Genomic DNA, 20610 nt, shown 5'->3' with positions numbered 1-20610 from the left:
AAGCGGCCGACGGGCGTGCTTGCGTACCGCTTTACGGGGACGGGACGGCTCGAGCTTGCGGGGGACAATATTCGCAAGATCGCCGACGCGTATTAGTTGAGAGGGCTCAGACTTAACATGGCGAACAATCCCAAGAAGGTGAAAGATCCCACCGAAGTCGCACTGTCTGCCATTCAGGAAGCTCTGAACATCGGTGAGAACAGTGCCGAGCCCAACCGCGATGTGATCAGTACCAGTAGCGGCGAAGCCGCGCCGCCCGCGACCCCTGCTGCGACCACGCCCTTCCCCGAAACCCCGTTCGAGACGCGTCCAATCGAAACACGTCCCGGCAACGAGCGATCGGTGTTCGAGCCGATCGAGGAGCAGCGCGGCCCCCGGCGCGCCGCCAATGACGATCGCGAGGCGATCGGACAGCTCCTGCAGGCGCTGCAGAAGGGCAGCCCTGCCCGCAACGTCTACACCTTTGCGTCGATCTTCACCGGCGTCTGGCTGGTCGGCTGCGGCCTGCTCACGGTGAGCTTCCTGTCCTCGCTGCAGGCCGCGATCGGCCAGAGCGGCGGCGTCCTGGTGCTGGCAGGCCTCGCCTGCCTGTTCCTCGCGCCCGTGCTGCTATTCTACTTCCTCGCGAGTCTTGCCTGGCGCGGGCAGGAGATGCGAATGATCGCGCAATCGATGGCGCAGGTCGCGATCCGCTTTTCGGAGCCCGAAGGGGCGGCGAGCGATTCCATGGTCACGGTCGGACAGGCGATCCGCCGCGAGGTCGCGGCGATGGGTGACGGCATCGAGCGCGCGATCGCGCGCGCCGGCGAGCTCGAGACGCTGGTCGCCAACGAGGTCGCGGCGCTGGAGCGCGCCTATTCCGACAACGAGGTGCGCATCCGCGCGCTGTTGCAGGACATCGCCCACCAGCGCGACAATCTGGTCGGACAGGCCGAGCAGGTGCGCAGCGCCATTTCCGGCGTGCAGATCGACCTGCGCCACGACATCGCGCTGATCTCGGATGCGATCGCCTCGCGCGTCGACGAGGTCGCAAAGAGCATCACCGGCGCTCTGGAAGAGCGCGGCCAGCACATCACCCAGGCGTTGAGCCACGCCGGCGACAACATGATCCTCGCGCTCGGCGAGCGCGGCGGCGACCTGCTCGACCGGCTCGAGGAAGCCAGCTCCGAGACCACGCGCGCGGTGCTCGATGCCTCCGAGCGGCTGACGAGCAGCCTCAACTTCAAGACCGGCCACGTCCACGACGAATTCGTCGATCTCGCCGACCGCGTCCATGAGATGCTGAACGAGCGCATCGACCGCATCACCGGCGAATTCGAGCAGCGCGCCGTGAGCGTTGTCGAGGGCATCTCCGAGCGCACCGAACTGGCGCACGATTCCCTGAAGAATTCCTCCGACTCGCTCCTGCTCGAGCTCGAGCTGCGCAGTGGAGACCTCGTCACCAAGATCGACGAGGCCGGCAATCGGCTGGCCAGCCACATCATCACCTCCGGCGACAAGGCGAGCGAAGTGCTCGACGTCACCGTCAATTCGCTGGTTGCCAGGGTGGTGAGCCAGACCGAGACCGCACACGACTCGCTCTCGCTGCAGATGAGCGCCTTCGACGAACTGGTGAAAAACCAGGGCTCGGAACTGGCGGAGAAGTTCGCCCGCGACTCCGGCACGCTCGGCGCGCTGATCACCCGCCACATCGCGGAATTCGACCGCACCGTGAAGACGTTCGGCGGCGAGATCGTCGAGCGCATGGGCCAGCGCACCGAGGACATCGCCAACACCCTGAAAACCTATGTCGACAATTTCGACACCCGCCTCACCTCCAACAGCGGCGAGATCACGGCGACCCTCGACCAGCGCCTCCTGCAGTTCGAGACCACGCTCGGCGACCGTGTCAGCAGCCTCGACTCGTCGCTCGACAGCAAGCTCGCCATGTTCGACAGTGCGCTGAGCGGCCGCGTCAACACGCTCGACAGCTCGCTGGAGAACCGGCTCGGCACGCTCAACGCCTCGCTCGAGACCCGGCTTGGCTTCCTCGACAATTCGCTCGAGGGCCGCCTCAAATGGCTCGACGAGTCGATCGAGGGCCGCCTGAAGTCGCTGGAACAGACTTTCGACACTCGCACCAGCTCGGTCACGCAGACGATCGATGGCCGGCTCGGCATGCTCTCGACCTCGCTCACCGAAGGTGCGGCGCAGGCGATCCAGTCGATCGACTCCCGCCTCGGCCTGCTCACCTCCTCGCTCACCGACGGCGCCGCGCAGGCGATCGAGGCGCTCGATCGCCGCATCGCCAGCGTCACCGAAACCGTGGACGGCCGCAGCGCGCATCTGACCGACACCATCTCGGCCCGGTTCCTGGAAATCCACCAGGGCATCGAGACCCGCGTTGGCGCCATCGCCGGCGACATCGACGCCCGCGTGGCGCAGTTCGAGGACCTCCTGGGCTCGCGCGTCGAGGCGGTCGCGGGCCGCATCGAAAGCAGCGGACGCCAGGCCAGCGACGAGCTGATGGCGCGCGCTGAACTGCTCTCCTCCGGCATCAAGTCGCATGTCGAGGACGCCGAGCGCTCGCTCACCAATCTGGTGGTCAACACCAGCGAGACCATCCAGACCGGCGCGCGCACCGCGCAGCAGTCGCTGCTGACGGTCTCCTCCGACGTCGGCGCCCAGCTCAAGCTCACCGCCGGCGAAGTGGAGGCTGCGCTGACCGCGGTCGGCTCCGGTGCCGCAAGCTCGATCCTGTCCAGCGCCCGCGATGCCCAGGCCTCGCTGATGGCGGCGACCGGCGAGGTCGCCTCCCAGGTCAAGGCGCTCTCGACCGATGTCGAGCGCACCCTGCAGACCGTCGGCAGCGCGACCGCCGCCTCGATCCTGTCGGGAGCACGCGAGGCACAGACCGCGCTGGTCAGCGCCTCCACCGACGCGGCAAGCCAGGTCAAGTTGCTGGCCGTCGACGTCGAGCGCTCGCTGACGCTCGCCGGCACCGCCACAGCCGAAGCCGTCACGGCCGGCGCGCGCGAAGCACAGAACACGCTGATCGCGGCATCGACCGACATCACGAACCAGATCAAGTCGCTGGCGGGCGATGTCGAACGCTCGCTCACGCTTGCAGGTAGCTCGACGGCGGAAGCAGTCGTTGCCAGCGCACGCGAGGCCCAGAGCGCGCTGACAACAGCCTCGACCGACATCACCAGCCAGGTGAAGGCACTCTCGGTCGATGTGGAGCGCTCGCTGTCTGCCGCCGGCACATCGACGGCCGAGGCAGTCCTGAGCAGCGCCCGCGAGGCGCAGAACAGGCTCACGTCGGCCTCGACCGAGGCGGCAAACCTGGTACGAACGCTAACCGCCGACGTGCAGAGCTCGCTGGTTGCGGCCTCAACCGACGCTGCAAACGCGGTCACGACGCTGACTGCCGACATGCAGCGCTCGCTATCCATGGCCGGCACGGCGACCGCGGAGTCGATCACCTCAGGCGCACGCGAGGCGCAGAACACGCTGGTTTCCGCGTCAACCGAAGCCGCGAACACTGTCAAGGCGCTGGTCGCTGACGTGCAGCGCTCGCTGTCCATGGCCGGCGCTGCTACCGCGGAGTCAGTCACCGCGGGCGCACGCGAGGCCCAGAACACGCTGGTTGCCGCATCAACCGAAGCTGCAAACAGCGTCACGACGCTGGTCGCAGACATGCAGCGCTCGCTGTCGATGGCTGGCGCGGCCACCGCGGAGTCGATCACTTCGGCTGCCCGCGACGTTCAGACCACGCTGGTCACCGGATCGTCGGAGGCAGCCAACCACGTCAAGTCGCTGGCGATCGATATCGAACGGACGCTGACCGCAGTCGGCGCCGACACTGCCGCGGCCATCCTGAGCAGCGCACGCGAGGCGCAGACCTCGTTCGTGTCGACCTCGGCCGACGCGGCTGGTCAGATCCAGGCCATCTCGGTCCAGATCGAGCGCTCGCTCGCTGCCGTCACGGCGAACACCACCGAGACGATTCAGACCTCGGCGCAGAACGCGCACAGTTCGCTGGTCGCCGCCGCCAACGAGGTCTCCTCGAAGGTCAAGACGACATCCGCCGACATCGAGCGTTCGGTGCTCGCCGCCTCCAGCCAGTTCGGCTCGACCATGACCGGCAAGACCGACGAGATCGTCACCTATGTGCAGCAGCAGGCCGAGCGGCTGGCGCAGATGGTCGACACCAGGCGCGGCACGCTGGTGGAAGCGCTCACCAACAAGAGCGCGCAGCTCGCCACCGATATCGACCGCGCCACCGCGGACGCGCTGAAGTCGATCGAGATGCGCGGCCATACCTTCGCGCAGACGATGTCGAGCCACGGCGCCGAAGTCGCGCGCAACATCACCTCCGCCGGCGATCTTGCGACCGGCGCGGTGGCAAAGTCGCTGAAGGACCTCGAGCACTCCTCGCGCGCGGCGATCGACCAGTCGCGCCAGGTCTCGATTGCCGCCGTCACCGAGATGCAGGAGACCAGCAAGATCCTGCGCACGGATACAGTGGCGCTGTTCGAGCGGCTGCGCGAGGGCAACATCCTCTTGCAGGAGGTGCTCACCGGCGCCCACGACAACCTCAACTCGCTCGAGCGCGCGCTCGTGACCCGCGTCGCCGACTTCGTCTCGGCGATGAACGACGTCACCTCGCGCAACGGCATTGCGACCCAGACGCTGGAAGACCAGCTCACCGTGTTCAACAGCAAGACCCAGAAGGCGCTGGAGGACCTCGGCGAGCTGTCGACCCAGTTCGACACCCACGGCCGCGCGTTGGTCGAAGCCGCCGCATTGGTGGAGCAGAGCAACCGCAACACCACGGGCTCGATCGCCGAACGCAAGGCGACGCTGGAATCGCTGGTCACCACCATCGACCTGCGCACCACTGATCTCGACCAGCGGCTGTCGCGCTTCACCGGCCTGCTCGATGAATCGCTCGCCGCGGCCGAGGAGCGCGCCCGCGACATCGCCCGCGTGGTGGCGGAGACCGCCGGCGCCGGCTCTGCGGCGATCAGCCGCCAGTTCGAGGCCGTGCGCACCGCGGCCGAGAACGAGCGGCAACAGACGCTCGACGCTATGAACGACCTGTACCAGCAGAGCACCCAGGAAACGGATGCGATGTTCAAGGAATCGACGGAGAAATTCTCCGCGATGGTGCAGTCGATGAAGCAGATGGCGGCCGAGATGCACAACGAGCTCGAGGCCACCCGCACCGAGCTGCGCCGCGGCGTGCTCGAGATGCCCCAGGAGGCCGCGGAGAACACCGCGCAGATGCGCAAGGTGATCGTCGACCAGATCGAGGCGCTGGCCGAGCTCAACCGCATCGTGGCCCAGCACGGCCGCGGGCTCGACGTCGCGACCAACAGCCGGGTCAGCGTGCAGCGCCAGGACGAGACCGTGATGGTCGCGGCCGCTGGCGGTCGCACAAGCGATGTCCGCATGCGCGGCGGCGACTATGGCAGCGCATCGGCCCTGCCGCCGCCGGACCTCGGCGTGCCGGCGCCGGCCTCGCGCCGCACCGAAGCGCCGCCGGTCAGCCCGACGACCCCGGACAACGGCCGGGACGGCTGGCTGTCGGACCTGCTCAACCGCAGCGATACCCCTGCCCCCGCGCCCCGCGAAGCGCCGCGTCCCCGTCCGCAGGCTGCCGCCGCCAATCCGCTGGAATCGCTGTCGCTCGACATCGGCCGGCTGATGGACCGCAACCTTGCGGCTGAGATGTGGGATCGCTACCAGCGCGGCGAGAACAAGGCGTTCAGCAAGCGGCTCTACACGCCGGCCGGCCAGAAGGCCTTCGACGAGGTCGCCCGCAAGTACCGCTCCGACCGCGGCTTCAAGCAGACGGTCGACCGCTACATCGCCGAGTTCGAGCGGCTGCTCGACGAAGTCGCCCGCGACGACCGCGGCCCGCAGTCGCTGCGCAACCACCTCACCTCGGAGACGGGGCTGGTGTACACGCTGCTCGCCCATGCGGCGGGGCGGCTGGGGTGAGACGCGAATAGCGAATGGCGAATAGAGAAACGGGGGCCGAAGGGCTTCCGTTTTGTTTTGGTCTTATTCAGTTGATTCCAGTCGACGTACGACGACCTCGCATCGAGACAATATCTGGATATATATCCAGATATTGTCTCGGCAGGAGGGACGAAGGCGAACATGGGAAACACTGCGCAGAAGAGAGCGCTGCGGAACTACCGGTCCCGGCTGGTCAAGCGCGGCATGGCGCGATTTGAGGTTCTTGGTCTCGATACCGATCGCGACCTGATCCGCTCCCTGGCAAGACGCCTAGCCGCAGGCGATGCCGATTCTGCGCAAATCCGGGCGACGCTCAGCCAGGCGATTGCCGACGAGCCGCGGAAGAAAGGTGGAATCCTCGCCGCCTTGCGACGCTGGCCGCTGGTCGACGCCGACCTTGACCTGACGCGCCGCGCGAAACGGGGCGCGTATGACGCGCTGTCTCCTCGACACCAACATCATCAGCAACGTCACGAGGCGCGATCCATCCGCAGCCCTCACAGCGTTGATGGCAGAACAAACCGACGAGGACCTGTTCATTTCAGCCCTGACCGTCGGAGAAATTCGGCGGGGGTTCCTGGAGAAGCCGAAAGGGAAGAAGCGCGCGCTGCTTGAGACCTGGTTCACCGGCCCAGAAGGACCCCAAGCGCTTTTCGCAGGCCGCGTGCTGCCCTTTGACGAAAGGGCAAGCCTCGTCTGGGCGCGCCTCATCGCGGACGGCACTGCCGTCGGTCGGCCAAGAAGCGCGCTCCACATGATCATCGCCGCGATCGCAGAGACCAACGATTGCATCGTCGTCACCGACAACGAGAAAGATTTCGCCGGCTTGAAAGTCGTCAACCCGCTTCGTACCGCGGGCGCCGGCTAGATCACTGTCGCCTGCGTACCGGCCCTACGGACCTCGGCGGAGGCGGCGGTTCGGATGCGTTGCTGTTGCTGCTACTGCTGCTGCTGGCGCCGAACAACAGGCGCGTCGGGTTGCGGTCGAGGTTGTTCACGGCGCGGCTGATATCGCCGAGCGTCCTGCGGCCGTCGGCCATCAGTGCGCCCGAGCGCTTGTCGAAATCTTCGGCGAGCTCGCGGATCGATTTCACCATCGCGGCCAGTTCGCCACCGCGATCGCCGCCGGCGATGCTGTTGAGGCCGAGCATGAGGTTGTCGGCCTTGCCCATCACGCCGTCGACCCTCAGCATCACATTGTCGATCTTCTCGGAATTGCGCGCGAGCGCCGCGGTGAAGGTCTCGAGATTACGCAGCGAGTTCTTCACCGATTCTTGATTGTCCGCGACGATGCGGTTGACGTTCTGGAGCGTCGCGCGGATCGCTTCGGTGACATCCTGCAGGGCCCTGGGATCGGCCGTCAGCACGGGGATACCGTCCTCGTCGAGCGGCACCGGAGGCGCCGTCTCCTCGCCGCCCTTCAGCGAGATCGCGGCAACGCCCGTCAATCCCTGGAATTCGAGGCCGACCAGGGTGTCCTTGCGGATCGGCGCGTTGTTCTCGACCATCGCGAATGCAACCACGCGACGCGGATTGTCGAGCTTCACCGAAATGACTTCCCCTATCCTGATACCATTAAAATTGACATTACCACCGTTCCGCAGACCCGAGGCCGGACCTTCGAAAATCACCCGCAAAGGGCTGCGCTGCTTGGTGGTATGCAGGCTCTGGAACCAGAGCACGAAGCCGAACGCAGCCGCAATCACCGCCAGCGTGAAGGCGCCGATCAGGACATAGTTCGCCCGGGTTTCCATCGATTGCTCCAGCTACTCGTCCAAGCTCGGGATCCGCCGCGGCGGAACCGTCACTGATCCTTCTCTCTCGCGCATGATCTTGTCCGAAAACCGGTTTCCACCTGTCGGGATCACGCGCTAGCCGATGACGGCGCGGGCGCGTTTGCCATGGAAGTATTGCCGCAGCCATGGATGCTGCGAGGCCTGCATGTCGGCGATCGATCCTGCGGCAATGATCTTACCGTTCCCTAAAACGGCGATGCGGTCGCACGCGGTATATAGGCTGTCGAGATCGTGGGTTACCATGAAAACGGTCAGCCCCAAAGTGCGCTGCAGGGTGCGCACCAGCTCGTCGAACTCGCCGGCGCCGATCGGGTCCAGGCCCGAGGTCGGCTCATCCAGGAACACGAGCTCGGGATCGAGCGCGAGCGCACGCGCCAGCGCCACGCGCTTGATCATGCCGCCGGAGAGCTCGGAAGGATAGCGGTCGGCGACCTCGGGCTTCAGCCCGACCATCACGAGCTTCGCCACCATGATCTCGTCCAGGAGCCGCTGTGAGACCCTCAGATATTCGCGCACCGGAAACTGGATGTTCTGCCGCACGGTCAGCGAAGAGAACAGTGCGCCCTGCTGGAACAGGACGCCCCAGCGTCGTTCGACCCGGCGCCGTTCGCTGGAGCTGGCGGCATCGAGGTCGATGCCGAACACCTCGATGCGTCCCGACACCTTCGGCACCAGCCCGATGATGGTGCGCGTCAGCACCGACTTGCCGGCGCCGGAGGGCCCGACAAAGCCCAGGATCTCGCCGCGCTTCACATCGAGATCGAGACCGTCGAGCACGCGGGTCCTGCCGAACTGCACCGTGATGTCGCGAACGCGGATGATGGCGTCGGAAATAGGCTGCATCAGCATGGTCACATCCCGATCGACGCGAAGAAGATCGCGAACACGCCGTCCATCACGATGACGAAGAAGATGCCCTTCACCACCGATGATGTCGTGTGCTGGCCGAGCGATTCCGCGCTGCCCTGCACCGCCAGCCCCTCGACACAGGCGACGATGCCGATCACCGCCGCCATCACCGGCGCCTTGACCATGCCGACAATGAAATGATTGATCGAGATGGCATCGCGCAGCCGCAGCAGGAACGCTTCCGGATCGACGCCGCCATAGAGCCAGGCGACGAGGCCGCCGCCATAGAGCGCGGCCATCGCGCCGAGAAAGGCGAGGATCGGCAGCGCCAGCACCAGCGCCAGCATGCGGGGCAGGACCAGCACCTCGATCGGATCGAACCCCATGGTACGCAGCGCGTCGATTTCCTCGCGCATCTTCATCGAGCCGAGCTCGGCGGTGTAGGCACTGCCCGAGCGTCCGGCGACCATGATGGCAACGAGCAACACGCCGATCTCGCGCAGCACCAGCACGCCGAGCATGTCGACCACGAAGATGTCGGCGCCGAACCTGCGGAAATGAAAGATGCCTTGCTGCGCGATGATGCAGCCGATCAGGAAGGTGATCAGCACCACGATCGGCACCGCGCGCCAGCACACCTGCTCCAGATGGTGGATGGTCGAGGTCAGACGGAACGAGCGCGGGCGGATCAAGACATGCCCGCTCGCGACGAGCACGGCGCCGAGCATGTCGATCAATCCGATGATCGTGCCGCCGATGCCGACCACCACCCGGCCGATCTGGTCCAGCATGGCCGTAATCGAGACCGGGCCGGTCTCGGCCTCCGGCGTTTCCTTCACCCGCCTGACTTCGTCGACCAGGCTCGAATAGTTTTCCGAGAGCCCGGCGATGGTCGCCTCGCCGCCACCGTGGCTCAGGCTGCGCCTGAGCCGCTCGATCAACCAGGCGCCGAAGGTGTCGAGCTTGGAGACCTGGGAGACGTCGATGAAGATATCGGGACGGGTGCCGCGGAGTTTTTCCGCGTCGGCCACCATCCGCTCCAGCACGGGCGCAAAACGGGCCGTCCACGGCCCCGCGGCGCACAGGGCAAGGCCGCCGCCCTGTGTTATCCGTTCCAGTGTCGGGTCGCCGTTCAAAATGCCCACCCCAGGCTGGTTGTCTCGTTCGAAAGATAGGAATTCGAACGCCGCATTGCCTTGTAGAATCTGGCGCTAACCAGCCATAGTTGGCAGCGCCCCGCAAGCGCACGGTTCAGAAATTGCGAGATTTTGAAATGACTTCCAGCCGATCCGCGCGCCTAACGCAAGAGCTTGCCGCCTTTATCGAACGCTGGCCGATCGCGGGCGCCTTCACCATCAGCCGGGGCGCCAAGACCGAGGCCGTTACCGTCGTGGCCGAGGTCAGCCTGGACGGGTTGACCGGGCGCGGCGAATGCGTGCCCTACCCGCGCTATGGCGAGACGCCGGAGGCGGCGTTTGCGGCGATCCAGGCGATGCAGGGGTCCCTTGCGGCCGGCATGGACCGGAAGGCCCTGCAGGCGCAAATGCCGCCGGGCGCGGCCCGGAACGCGCTGGATTGCGCCCTGTGGGACCTCGAGGCCAAGCGCAGCGGCAATCGGATATGGAACCTGCTCGGGCGCGGCACGCCGGTCCCCTGCACCACGGCCTACACGATCTCGCTGGGAACGCCGGAGGCGATGGCGGAAGCGACCGCCAGGGCCGCGCACCGGCCGCTGCTCAAGATCAAGCTCGGCGGCGACGGCGATGGAGAGCGCATCAAGGCGGTACGAAGAGCGGCGCCGAATGCGGAACTGATCGTCGACGCCAATGAGGCCTGGACGGCGGACAACCTCGCCGACAACCTCGCCGCCTGCGCAGATGCCGGCGTCACGCTGGTGGAGCAGCCGCTGCCGGCCGGCAACGATGCGGCGCTGGCTGAGATCAAGCGGCCGCTTGCCGTCTGCGCCGACGAAAGCGTGCATGCGCGCGCCTCGCTGGAGGGGCTCCGCGACCGCTACGACGCAGTCAATATCAAGCTCGACAAGACCGGCGGCCTGACCGAGGCGTTGGCGATGGCGGATGCCGCCCAGGCGCTCGGCTTCGACATCATGGTCGGCTGCATGGTCGCGACCTCGCTCGCCATGGCACCCGCGATGCTGCTCACCCCGCAGGCGCGCTTCGTCGATCTCGATGGCCCGCTGCTGCTCGCGCACGACCGCGACCACGGGCTGCGTTACGACGGCAGCCTCGTCTATCCGCCGGAGGCCGCGCTCTGGGGGTGATGGAGGTTATGCCGCGCCAGCCACATCACCAGTGCACCTGACCCTGCCATCGCGGCCATCAGGTAATAGACGCCCTGGCCGTAGCGGGCATAGACGACGCCGCACAGGATCGCGGTGCTGCTCGAGACGATGCCGCTGCAGGCGGCAAGATAGCCCTGCCCGCGCGCCATGATGTGTCCGGGCACCTGGTGCACCAAAAGTCCCATGATGCCGACCTGCGTCAGGCCGAAGGTCAGCCCATGCGTGAGCTGCACGACGGCCAGGACCGGAAGCGGCGGGTCCTGCGCGGTGATCACCCAGCGCGCAACCCCGGCCAGTGCGCCGATCACGACCAGCATCGCCGGGGGCAGCGTGAGGCGCGGCGATACCGCAAACAGCACGATCTCCGCGAGCACGCCGAGCGACCACAGCGCTGCGATGGTGAGCCCGCCCAGGCCGGCCTGCTTCCAGACGATGGAGGCAAAGATGTAATAGGCGACATGGCTGCCCTGGATCAGCGCAGAAGCCGCGATGATCGCGAGGAAGCCGCGATCGCGGAGCAGCGCGACGCCGCCGCGCTGTGCGGTCTCGGCCCTCTTTGTGACCTCGAGCGGCCGCAGGCCCAGGCTGGTGAGCGCACTGACCCCCGCTACGGCAGCAACGATCCAGATCAGGTGCTCCGCCGCGACTTCATCGACCAGCAGCCCGCACAAGAGCGCGCCGACCACGAAGGCGGCCGAACCCCACAGCCGCAACGGACCATAGTTCAGTCTGTAATGCGTCACGCCGCGGAGCGCATAGGCATCCGTGAGCGGCCCCGTCGGCGTCCACAGGCAGCAGGTGACGACGAAGACCAGGAATACCGGCAGTGCCTGGCGTTGGGTGCCGATGAGGGCAAATCCGAACGCGGTCGCGGCTGCCGTGATCATGATGGCGCCGCGCAGCATCCGCCGCCGCTCGGCAAGGGATGTGATCAGCGGCAGCACGGTGAAACGGGTCACCGCGGGCACCGCCGTGATGATGCCGATCCAGGACGCCTCGATCCCCACCGCCTTCAGCCAGAGCGGGAAGAACGGCAGATAGGTGCCGAGCATCCCGAACATGGTGCCGTAAAAGGCTCCGAGGCGAGCCGCGAATCGCTTAGCATCCACTTGCGGCGCTGCAGGAATTTGTGATTCGGAAGCCATCAATCCAATTGCGATTCGCCTGATATCGTGGTGTTCGTTATCGCAGCGCGCCGCAATTTGCGCGACGAGATTTGCATGGCCAACGAAGCATTCGCCCTTTCGCCGATCACAGCCCGCCCGGTGCAGCCGGGCGAGGACGATTACCACGCGATCAGCGAAGCCTTCATGGAGACTTCGCGCGGCCGCTGGTTCCTCTCCGAATACGCCAAGCGCAACCGCAACGCCGATACCCGCCTGGTGCTGGATGCGGTGGCCCGGCTCGAGGAAAGCCTTGCCGCGCAGAAGCAGGCGGTCGAACCCGATCCGGGGCCGGCGGTCGCCGAGGCCATCGCCGCGATCCGCGACGCGGTGGAGGCCGCGCAGGCATCTGCGGCCGAAGCGCTCGACAGCCTGGCGCTGGAGCAGAAGCTTGCCCCGGTGCGCAAGGGCGCGCGGGTAATCCGCGAGATCGCGTGGCGGCTGCGCGAGATCGGCAATGACGGACGCATCTGCGACCTCATCGATTCCCAGGTCGTCGCAATCGAGAACGGCGCCGCGCAGATTTCATCCGAGGACGCGAAGGCCGCGCTGGATGCCGCCTTCGCACCGATCGTGCAACGCCTCGCCCAGTTCTCCGAGGTCGATGAGACGCCTGCGCCGAGCGCCGAAGCGCCGATGGCTCCGTCACCCGCACCTGCACCGGAGAGCCACGCGGAGCCGCGCGCCCTTCACACGGTGGAGGTCGAGCACACCACAGAAGTCGAGGCTCCACCGGAGGCGCCGGCCGCCGTGGAGACCGTCGCCGCACGTCCCGAGCCGGACGCCGCGGAAGAGACCATCACCGTTGCGGACGCGGAAGCCGCGCTCGCTGTCGCCGAAGCGGCGCTGGCGGAGGCTGAAGCGATCGAGCTTGCTCGCGCCACCGAGGAAGCTGCTGCCGACGCTCATGACGAGGCCGTGCTCGACATGATCGCGATGGAGATGGGCGCGCCCGACCCGTTCGACGTTGAGGACACCACGGCAACGATCGCCGAAGAACCACCAGTTGAACTGGAAGCACCGCCCGCGCCGGAAATCGTGCCGCAGGCGCCTGAGCTTGCCGTCGCGCTGCCGGAACCGCAGTTCGAGCTTCCGCCGCAGCCTACCTTCGTCTCGCCGCCCGAGCCTCCGGTCGAAATCTCGCTCGGCTCCACCATCATTGCCAACGGCATCGTCAAGAAGCCCAGCGCCACGGCCAGCGATCCGCTCGCGCCGATCCGCCGCATGAGCCAGGCCGAGAAGATCGCGTTCTTTTCGTAAGCGCGAGGCTTGCCGCTCCGCGAGGAGACTCGCGCAGTGGCCGATGTCTCGTTACAAGAGCTGTGATAAAGTACGCAGCACGGACACGTGCTGCTGGCGTCCGCGAAGTCCATCCTGGCGACAGGTGCAAGCGACGGACTCATGTCATGAGGCAGTCGACATCGGCGGACGAACGTTCGAGCATTCAGCGCCGCGTGCTGCTTGATCCGCGCGACGGCGACGTCGAGGACGATGCGGCCAGCCCCGGTCAGCGTTCGCTGCTTGCTATTGCCGGCAGCCTGCTTGTCGAGATCAGCCTGCCGAAGCTCTTGTTCGCGTGGACCGCGTTGCTCCTGCTGCCGGCCGTGCTGCTCGGCCTCGCGCCGCTCTTGGCCTCCGCCTGGCTTTCGATCTTGTCCGAAAAAATCCTGGTCCTGACGGAAATCGGCGCGGCGTTGATGCTGATCGCGATCGTCGCGCTCGGATGGTTCGCCTGGCGGCCGCTGCTGCGGATCGTCGAGATCAGTTTCTGGTCGCTGAACGCGCTCGCGGTGCAGCCGAGCTATGCGTTCTGCCGCGAGGCACTGCGCCACCTGACGGAACGGATCTGGCAAAGCAGCCTGACTCCAAATTTGCGCATGCGAGTGCGACGCGCGTGTTCGCTCGGTGCCGGCATCCTGCTCAGCGCAGGCGCGGCATTGATCGCGATCCTGGTTTGGCCGACCTCGCAATGGACCGCCGGCCTGATCGATCTCGCCATAGGTCATCATCTCGTGGTGACGACGCTGGCCAACGCCGTTGTGCTCGTGTCCTGCTATCTCGCAGCGGCGTCATTGGCCTGGGGTTTTGCCGATGCCAGCATGGATCAGCCGGCCGATCTTGCCGCCTTCGATATCCCCAGGCCCGATGCCCGCATCTGGCGCGTTGCGCATCTGTCCGATGTCCACGTCGTCGGCGAGCGATATGGCTTTCGCATCGAATGCGGGCGCGCCGGGCCGCGCGGCAATGAACGCTTTGCCGCCGCGCTTGCTCGTCTCGCCGCCATTCATGCCGCCGATCCGCTCGATCACGTGCTGATCAGCGGCGATATGACGGATGCGGGGCGCGCCAGCGAATGGGCCGAGTTCTTTGAGGCATTGTCAGAGCACCCTGATCTTGCCGCGCGGACGCTTCTGCTGCCGGGCAATCATGACGTGAACATCGTCGATCGCGCCAACCCGGCCCGGCTCGACTTGCCGTTCAGCCCCGGCAAGCGGCTGCGGCAAATGCGAACCCTGTCGGCGATATCGACCATTCAGGGCGATCGGGTGCGCCTCGTCGACACGTCAGGCAAAGTCGCGGCCACGCTGGACGAGTTCCTCACGCCGCATCGCGAACAGATTGTTGCGTTCGCCGAGCGCGGCGGCGTGCGTCGGGGCGCCGAGCTTCGCCGATTGTTCGAGGACCAATTCCCGATGATCCTGCCGCCCGACCAACCGGAAGGCCTCGGAATAGCCATCCTCGACTCCAATGCCGAAACCCACTTCTCCTTCACCAACGCGCTCGGGCTGGTCTCGCTCGAACAGGTGCAGCGGCTGGAGGCCGCCATGAACTATTTTCCGAAAGCACGGTGGATCGTGGCGCTGCACCATCACCTCACGGAATATCCCATGCCGACGACGAAGTTCTCCGAGCGCATTGGAACGGCATTAATCAATGGGAGCTGGTTCGTCCGTAGACTGCAAGCCTTTGCCGACCGCGTCGTGGTGATGCACGGTCACCGCCACATCGACTGGATCGGTGCATGCGGCGCATTGAAGATTATCTCCGCGCCCTCGCCGGTGATGAACGCTGCCGATGATGCGCCAAGCTATTTCTACATCCACCGGCTGGTAAGCGGCCTCGATGGAACGCTTTGCCTCGCCGAGCCCGAAAAGGTGGTAATTGCGGGCAGCTAAGTCCTTGCCGGTTTGCCGTCAGCCGGTCCTCCGAGCAGATCGGCGAGCCAGCACGTCGACGGGTGCTCGGCAGAGAAGGTGAGAAGCGCAAGCGTGATTGGCACACCGATGAAGGTGCCGAACAGGCCCCACAGGAAGGTCCACAAGAAGATCGCAAACAGCACGATGAACGGCGATATCGATAGCGTGTTGCCGGCGACGCGTGGCTCGACATAGCTGCCGACCACGAACTGGATGATGTTGAGGCAGGCAAAGACACCGAACACCGCCGGCCAGCTCTCGAATTGCGTCATGGCAAGCAGCGTCGGAAACAGCGTGGCGATGAACGGCCCGATGAACGGGATGTAGTTCAGCACGAAGGCGATCACGCCCCACTCGAACGCGAATGGCAATCCGGTAACGCCGGCGAAAAGGCCGACCAGAAGGCCGGTGACTGCGCTCATCTGCGTGCGCACCAGCAGATATTTCCGAAATTTGGCCGCGGTCGCGGCGCTGCCATTGAGCAACACGCGCGCCGCCGTAGCGTTCTCCAATCTGTCTATCCTTCGCCTGGCATCCTCGACCTCGAGCAACCCCAGCACGACATAGACCAGCGCGATCAGCCAGAAGCTCAGCGTGGTGTTGAGGCGGCCGGTGACGTATTGCGTGGCGCGCAGCAGCCAGCCGACATTGAAGTGCTCGGCCCAGAGGCTGGCAACCTCGATGCCATGGCCATCGAGCCATATCACGGCCCGTTCATAGAACGTCTGATACCGCCCAGCATCGGCGACGAGGAAATGGCCGACGCGGCCAAAGCCCCACGCTGCCAGCGAAGCGAAGGCAAGGCAGATCGCCACCGTGACCAGCATGGTGATCGCGAGCGCTGCGAGCTTCGGCATCCATGACTGCAGCCATTTCTGCGCCGGCCAGACGATCGCGATGATGAACAGCGCCGCAGCGAGCGGCGCCAGCACACTCCTCGCCTGCGATGCGGCCGCGCCGACGAGCACTACCGCGATGACGACGGTTGCAACCCTTTGCCCGGAGCCGTCCCCCATCCTGGATTCCTCCGACCTTGCGCCAAACAAAGATTGTCAGGTGCTGCAATCCGCCGCAAGGGCAGTCAGCCAATCGATGGGGCGGGGCCAGGGATTTGGACGATGCGCTGATTGCGCAGGCGCCAAAACGATGTTCTGCGTCGTAGCCTGGGTGGAGCCATCGGGCGCGCCTTCGCGCGACCCGTTGGCTTCACCCGGGCTGCAGAATCTCGGCGTTGTTCAGGCCACCAGCTTGGCGAACAGGTCGGCGTCGACATTGCCGCCGGAGAGAACGATGACGACGTTCTTGTCCTTGGCGTCGATGCGGCCGGCGAGCAAGGCGGCAAGGCCGACGGCGCCGCCGGGCTCGACCACCAGCTTCAGTTCGCGATAGGCGAACGCGACCGCAGCGGCGACTTCCTCATCCGAAGCCGACACGCCGCGCGCCAACAGCTTGCTGTTGATCGCAAATGTGAGCTCGCCCGGCATCGCCGCCATCAACGCGTCGCAGATGGTGCGGGCGGCGGCTGGATGCGGCTCGCGATGTCCTACCTGCAGCGACAGCGCGTGGTCGTCATAGCCCTTCGGCTCGGCGACGATCACCTGGGCTTGCGGGAATTTGGCCTTCACGGCGGTCGCGACGCCCGCGATCAGCCCGCCGCCGGACGCCGGTGCCACCACGATGTCGGGCGTAAGCCCAAGCGTGGCCATGTCCTCGGCGATTTCGCGGCCCGCGGTGCCCTGCCCTGCGATCACGAAGGGATCGTCATAGGGACGCACCAAAGTCGCTCCGCGCTTCTCCGCGATACCATTGGCGATCGCCTCGCGGTCCTCACGGTCGCGGTCATAGAGCACGACCTCAGCGCCATAGGACTTGGTGCGCTCGCGCTTGGTGATGGGCGAGTCCGCCGGCATCACGATGGTCGCCTGCATGCTGAGGATCTTCGCCGCTGCGGCCACACCTTGGGCGTGGTTACCGGAGGAGAATGCGACGACCCCGCCACCACGCTGGGCCTGCGGGATCGACGCCAGTTTGTTGAAGGCGCCGCGGAACTTGAACGAGCCTGTCCGCTGCAGCATTTCCGGCTTCAGGAACACCGTGGTCCCGGCGCGCTCGTTGAGGACGGGAAAGGACAGCAGCGGCGTGCGCACCGCGAACGGCGCGACCACCTTTGCGGCGGCTTCGATATCAGCCGCACCGATGGGTGGATTTGCGATGATTTCGGTCATCCGCGATTTGTAACGCGGCCGCCGATGACCGGGCAAGACGCTTCTGTGTGAAGTCAGGCCGCGAAATGCGGGTCCTCGGCCACGAATTCGGCCGCCTCACTCTCGGGCGCAGGGTCGGGCTCGACCGGACGAAGGTTGAGGGCGTGGTCGATAAAAACGCGCGCCGAGGCTTGCCAGGTGTGGCGCGCAGCAAAGTCGACACAGGTTTGCGCGGGGATGCTGAGCGCCTCCAGGCAGGCCTCGCGGAGGTCTTCTTTCAGCACGCCGACCGGCGCAGTACCGATCACGTCACGCGGACCGACCACCGGGAAAGCGGCGACCGGCAGGCCGCTCGCAAGCGCCTCCAGCAGCACCAAACCGAAGGTGTCGGTCCTGCTCGGGAACACGAACACATCGGCAGCGGCATAAATGCGCGCCAATTCCTCGCCGTGCCGTGCGCCCAGGAACACGGCGTCGCGGTATTTCCGCTCCAGTGCCGGCCGCGCCGGTCCGTCGCCGACAACGACCTTGGTGCCCGGCAGATCGAGGTCGAGGAAGGCTTCCAGGTTCTTCTCGACCGCCACCCGGCCGACGCTCAGGAAAACCGGTGCCGGAAGACAGAGGTCGACATGGCGCGGATGGAACAGCTCGGTATCGACGCCGCGCGACCACAGCACCACGTTGCGAAAGCCGCGCGAGCGCAGTTCGGCGGCGAGCGCCGGGGTTGCCGCCATCACCGCCTGGCTCGGCCGATGGAACCAGCGCAACAGCCGCCAGACCCAGTTTTCCGGGATTGGCGAGCGCGCCGAGACATAGTCCGGAAAGCGGGTGTGAAAGCTCGTGGTGAACGGCAGACCGCGCTTGCGGCAGTAGCGGCGCACCAACAGGCCGATCGGACCTTCGGTGGCGATGTGGATGCTGTCGGGCTTGTCCTGCTCGATCAGCGCGGCAATCGCAGCCGGATGCGGCAGGGCCAGCCTGAGGTCGCGATAGCTCGGCATCGCGAAGGTACGGAACGATTGCGGCGTGAGAAATGCGATCTCAACGCCGAGGCCCTTTGCCGCCTCGGCCATCATGGTCAGCGTCCGAACCACCCCGTTGACCTGGGGATGCCATGCGTCGGTCGCGACCAGGATTTTTGTCATGCAGCGCGCGCCGTGACCCGCGGCACTGGGGCGATGCGCCGGACCGGGTCCGTCCAGGTGATGATCTCGAAGCGCCCATCCTCGTGCTCGGCCAGCGCCGTGCAGCTCTCGACCCAGTCGCCGCAATTCATGTAGCGGATGCCGTGCTCGTCGCGGATCGTTGCATAATGGATGTGGCCGCAAATCACGCCGTCGCAGCCGTGGCGACGTGCTTCGCTCGCAAGCGTGGTTTCGAACGCGCCGATGTAATTGACTGCCTTCTTGACCTTCAGCTTCGCCCATTGCGACAGCGACCAGTAGGGCACGCCGAACATGCGGCGGAAGAAGTTGACGAAGCGATTCATCTGGATCGCGAAGTCGTACGCCTTGTCGCCGAGATGGGCGAGCCAGCGCGCATTCTGCACCACGAGGTCGAAGATATCGCCGTGGATCACGAGGTAGCGCTTGCCGTCGACGCCGGTGTGGATAGTGTTCTCCATCACGTCGATGCCGCCGAAATGCGTGCCGTAGTACTTGCGCAGGAACTCGTCGTGATTGCCGGGGATATAGATGACCTTGGCGCCCTTGCGTGCCTTGCGCAGCATCTTTTGCACGAAGTCGTTGTGAGTTTGGGGCCAGTGCCAGCTCGACTTCAGCGCCCAACCGTCAACGATGTCGCCAACCAGGTAGATCGTATCGGCATCGTGAGAGCGCAGGAAATCAAGCAATCGGTCGGCTTGGGACCCGCGGGCTCCGAGATGGACATCGGAGATGAACAACGTGCGAAAGCGCCGCTCGGGGCTCTCTTCACTGAAAGAGTCGCTTCCCATACCTGTGCACCTAACAAATCCCTGTGACAGGGCGATGACGATTCGTCGCAGCCAACAGTCCCACCAGAATCAGCTACGCGCCCCTTTGAAATGCGGATAACAGCGCCATGCGACAATCTGGCGACACGAGGGGCCGGATATCCACGGAATGCATCCCCGGCGTCGTCCCGGGCTTGACCCGGGACCCATAACCACAGGGTGCCGTGGTGAGAGTCGGATGTCGCCCGAGCTTCGCTTCAAATAACCATTCGTGGTTATGGGTCCCGGCTCAAGGCCGGGACGACACTCAATAAAATCTGTGAAAATGATGCACCGGCCCGTGGCCGTGGCCGACGGTGAAACGATCGGCGGCTTCGATCGCGGCGCTGATCCAGCGCTTGGCATTGCGCACGGCTGACGTCACGTCTTCGCCCTTGGCAAGCTCGGCTGCGATCGCAGACGACAAAGAGCAGCCGGTGCCATGGGTGTTTGCGGTGCTGATGCGCGGCGCCGCGAGCACGATCGCGCTGTCTACATCGACGAGATAATCGATGCTCTCGCTGCCCTGCCCGTGCCCGCCCTTAATCAGGACCGCCTGACAGCCGAGGGCAAGCAGCCGCCTGCCCTGGCTCTCGATGGCGGCCTCATCCGAGGCCATCGGTTCGTCGAGCAGTGCTGCGGCCTCCGGCAGGTTCGGGGTGATCAACGACGCAAGCGGGATCAATCTCGTGCGCAGCGCATCGACCGCCTCCGCGGCAAGCAGGCGATCGCCCGAGGTTGCAACCATCACCGGATCGAACACGACATGCTTCGGCGACCAGCGCTCGAGCCCGGCCGCGATCGCATCGATGATCGAAAGCTCCGCCACCATGCCGATCTTGACCGCGCCGACCGCAAGATCGGAGAACACCGCATCGATCTGCGCCGTCACGAACTCGGCCGGCACCTGGTGGATGCCGCGCACGCCCATCGTGTTCTGCGCGGTGAGCGCGGTGATGACGGATGCGCCGTAGACGCCGAGCGCGGCAAAGGTCTTCAAATCCGCCTGGACGCCGGCGCCGCCAGAGGAATCCGAACCGGCAATGGTGAGTGCGATCGGCGTCGTCATCGGAAAGCTGCCGCGCAGTGGGATAGGCATAATACCATGGTCCCTCCTA

At 65.7% G+C, this 20610-nt stretch carries 14 protein-coding genes and 1 pseudogene; 6 read left to right on the top strand and 9 right to left on the bottom strand.

All coding sequences use genetic code 11. The annotated features are described in order from the left end of the window. Nucleotides 1-117 precede the first annotated feature (117 nt). From ACZXDY_RS18335 to ACZXDY_RS18325, 3 genes and pseudogenes are all read left to right on the top strand, one after another. Nucleotides 118-5988 (top strand): apolipoprotein A-IV repeat region-like domain-containing protein, encoded by a 5871-nt coding sequence (locus tag ACZXDY_RS18335; protein WP_464346461.1) that lies wholly within the window; start codon nucleotides 118-120, stop codon nucleotides 5986-5988. Between the two features lie 162 nt (nucleotides 5989-6150). Further along, nucleotides 6151-6435 (top strand): annotated as a pseudogene (locus ACZXDY_RS18330) (hypothetical protein); the annotation flags it as partial. A gap of 4 nt (nucleotides 6436-6439) precedes the next feature. Beyond that, nucleotides 6440-6877: a PIN domain-containing protein gene (locus tag ACZXDY_RS18325; protein ID WP_464346460.1), complete on the top strand. Its 438-nt coding sequence runs from the start codon at nucleotides 6440-6442 to the stop codon at nucleotides 6875-6877. Nucleotide 6878: 1 nt separating this feature from the next. Here ACZXDY_RS18325 and ACZXDY_RS18320 read toward each other — a convergent pair whose 3' ends face one another. From ACZXDY_RS18320 to ACZXDY_RS18310, 3 genes are all read right to left on the bottom strand, one after another. Then, on the bottom strand, nucleotides 6879-7763 hold the full coding sequence (locus ACZXDY_RS18320; protein ID WP_464346459.1) for an MlaD family protein: 885 nt from the start codon (nucleotides 7761-7763) through the stop codon (nucleotides 6879-6881). 117 nt (nucleotides 7764-7880) lie between these two features. Next, the gene (locus tag ACZXDY_RS18315; protein ID WP_464346458.1) at nucleotides 7881-8654 is read right to left on the bottom strand and encodes an ABC transporter ATP-binding protein; all 774 of its coding nucleotides are present in this window, start codon (nucleotides 8652-8654) and stop codon (nucleotides 7881-7883) included. 2 nt (nucleotides 8655-8656) lie between these two features. Continuing rightward, nucleotides 8657-9790: an ABC transporter permease gene (locus tag ACZXDY_RS18310; protein ID WP_028163605.1), complete on the bottom strand. Its 1134-nt coding sequence runs from the start codon at nucleotides 9788-9790 to the stop codon at nucleotides 8657-8659. Between the two features lie 137 nt (nucleotides 9791-9927). On the opposite strand from ACZXDY_RS18310, the gene dgcA reads away from it, so the two are divergent. Next, on the top strand, nucleotides 9928-10935 hold the full coding sequence (gene dgcA, locus ACZXDY_RS18305) for an N-acetyl-D-Glu racemase DgcA (RefSeq protein ID WP_464346457.1): 1008 nt from the start codon (nucleotides 9928-9930) through the stop codon (nucleotides 10933-10935). Here the strand turns inward: dgcA and ACZXDY_RS18300 are convergent. After that, nucleotides 10905-12101 carry an MFS transporter gene (locus ACZXDY_RS18300; RefSeq protein WP_464346456.1) on the bottom strand — a complete coding sequence of 399 codons (1197 nt, stop codon included), beginning with the start codon at nucleotides 12099-12101 and terminating at the stop codon, nucleotides 10905-10907. The two genes, dgcA and ACZXDY_RS18300, sit on opposite strands and share 31 nt — an antisense overlap. Nucleotides 12102-12176: 75 nt before the next feature. On the opposite strand from ACZXDY_RS18300, the gene ACZXDY_RS18295 reads away from it, so the two are divergent. Further along, nucleotides 12177-13379 carry a hypothetical protein gene (locus tag ACZXDY_RS18295; RefSeq protein WP_464346455.1) on the top strand — a complete coding sequence of 401 codons (1203 nt, stop codon included), beginning with the start codon at nucleotides 12177-12179 and terminating at the stop codon, nucleotides 13377-13379. A gap of 146 nt (nucleotides 13380-13525) precedes the next feature. After that, complete coding sequence (locus tag ACZXDY_RS18290) at nucleotides 13526-15295, top strand: metallophosphoesterase family protein (RefSeq protein WP_464346454.1); 1770 nt, start codon at nucleotides 13526-13528, stop codon at nucleotides 15293-15295. On the opposite strand, the gene ACZXDY_RS18285 is transcribed toward ACZXDY_RS18290, so the two are convergent. The 5 genes from ACZXDY_RS18285 to thiD form a co-directional block, all read right to left on the bottom strand. Continuing rightward, nucleotides 15292-16332 (bottom strand): AI-2E family transporter, encoded by a 1041-nt coding sequence (locus tag ACZXDY_RS18285; protein ID WP_464346453.1) that lies wholly within the window; start codon nucleotides 16330-16332, stop codon nucleotides 15292-15294. The genes ACZXDY_RS18290 and ACZXDY_RS18285 overlap by 4 nt on opposite strands. 219 nt (nucleotides 16333-16551) lie before the next feature. After that, on the bottom strand, nucleotides 16552-17541 hold the full coding sequence (locus ACZXDY_RS18280) for a threonine/serine dehydratase (RefSeq protein WP_464346452.1): 990 nt from the start codon (nucleotides 17539-17541) through the stop codon (nucleotides 16552-16554). 53 nt (nucleotides 17542-17594) lie between these two features. Continuing rightward, complete coding sequence (locus ACZXDY_RS18275; RefSeq protein ID WP_464346451.1) at nucleotides 17595-18665, bottom strand: glycosyltransferase family 4 protein; 1071 nt, start codon at nucleotides 18663-18665, stop codon at nucleotides 17595-17597. Then, nucleotides 18662-19474 carry a UDP-2,3-diacylglucosamine diphosphatase gene (locus ACZXDY_RS18270; protein WP_028163613.1) on the bottom strand — a complete coding sequence of 271 codons (813 nt, stop codon included), beginning with the start codon at nucleotides 19472-19474 and terminating at the stop codon, nucleotides 18662-18664. The genes ACZXDY_RS18275 and ACZXDY_RS18270 overlap by 4 nt, the downstream gene beginning before the upstream one ends. A gap of 286 nt (nucleotides 19475-19760) precedes the next feature. Continuing rightward, nucleotides 19761-20561, bottom strand: coding sequence for a bifunctional hydroxymethylpyrimidine kinase/phosphomethylpyrimidine kinase (gene thiD, locus ACZXDY_RS18265; RefSeq protein WP_464346471.1), 801 nt, complete (start codon nucleotides 20559-20561; stop codon nucleotides 19761-19763). Between the last annotated feature and the right edge of the window lie 49 nt (nucleotides 20562-20610).

This window comes from Bradyrhizobium sp. LeoB3, assembly GCF_055456055.1.
This window is presented reverse-complemented; position numbering and strand designations above follow the sequence as displayed.

Coding starts and splice junctions, on each gene's coding strand:
- thiD (WP_464346471.1), bottom strand. CDS start 20,561: ATGACGACGCCGATCGCACTCACCATTGCCGGTTCGGATTCCTCTGGC.
- ACZXDY_RS18320 (WP_464346459.1), bottom strand. CDS start 7,763: ATGGAAACCCGGGCGAACTATGTCCTGATCGGCGCCTTCACGCTGGCG.
- ACZXDY_RS18285 (WP_464346453.1), bottom strand. CDS start 16,332: ATGGGGGACGGCTCCGGGCAAAGGGTTGCAACCGTCGTCATCGCGGTA.
- ACZXDY_RS18270 (WP_028163613.1), bottom strand. CDS start 19,474: ATGGGAAGCGACTCTTTCAGTGAAGAGAGCCCCGAGCGGCGCTTTCGC.
- ACZXDY_RS18335 (WP_464346461.1), top strand. CDS start 118: ATGGCGAACAATCCCAAGAAGGTGAAAGATCCCACCGAAGTCGCACTG.
- ACZXDY_RS18315 (WP_464346458.1), bottom strand. CDS start 8,654: ATGCTGATGCAGCCTATTTCCGACGCCATCATCCGCGTTCGCGACATC.
- dgcA (WP_464346457.1), top strand. CDS start 9,928: ATGACTTCCAGCCGATCCGCGCGCCTAACGCAAGAGCTTGCCGCCTTT.
- ACZXDY_RS18280 (WP_464346452.1), bottom strand. CDS start 17,541: ATGACCGAAATCATCGCAAATCCACCCATCGGTGCGGCTGATATCGAA.
- ACZXDY_RS18300 (WP_464346456.1), bottom strand. CDS start 12,101: ATGGCTTCCGAATCACAAATTCCTGCAGCGCCGCAAGTGGATGCTAAG.
- ACZXDY_RS18275 (WP_464346451.1), bottom strand. CDS start 18,665: ATGACAAAAATCCTGGTCGCGACCGACGCATGGCATCCCCAGGTCAAC.
- ACZXDY_RS18325 (WP_464346460.1), top strand. CDS start 6,440: ATGACGCGCTGTCTCCTCGACACCAACATCATCAGCAACGTCACGAGG.
- ACZXDY_RS18295 (WP_464346455.1), top strand. CDS start 12,177: ATGGCCAACGAAGCATTCGCCCTTTCGCCGATCACAGCCCGCCCGGTG.
- ACZXDY_RS18290 (WP_464346454.1), top strand. CDS start 13,526: ATGAGGCAGTCGACATCGGCGGACGAACGTTCGAGCATTCAGCGCCGC.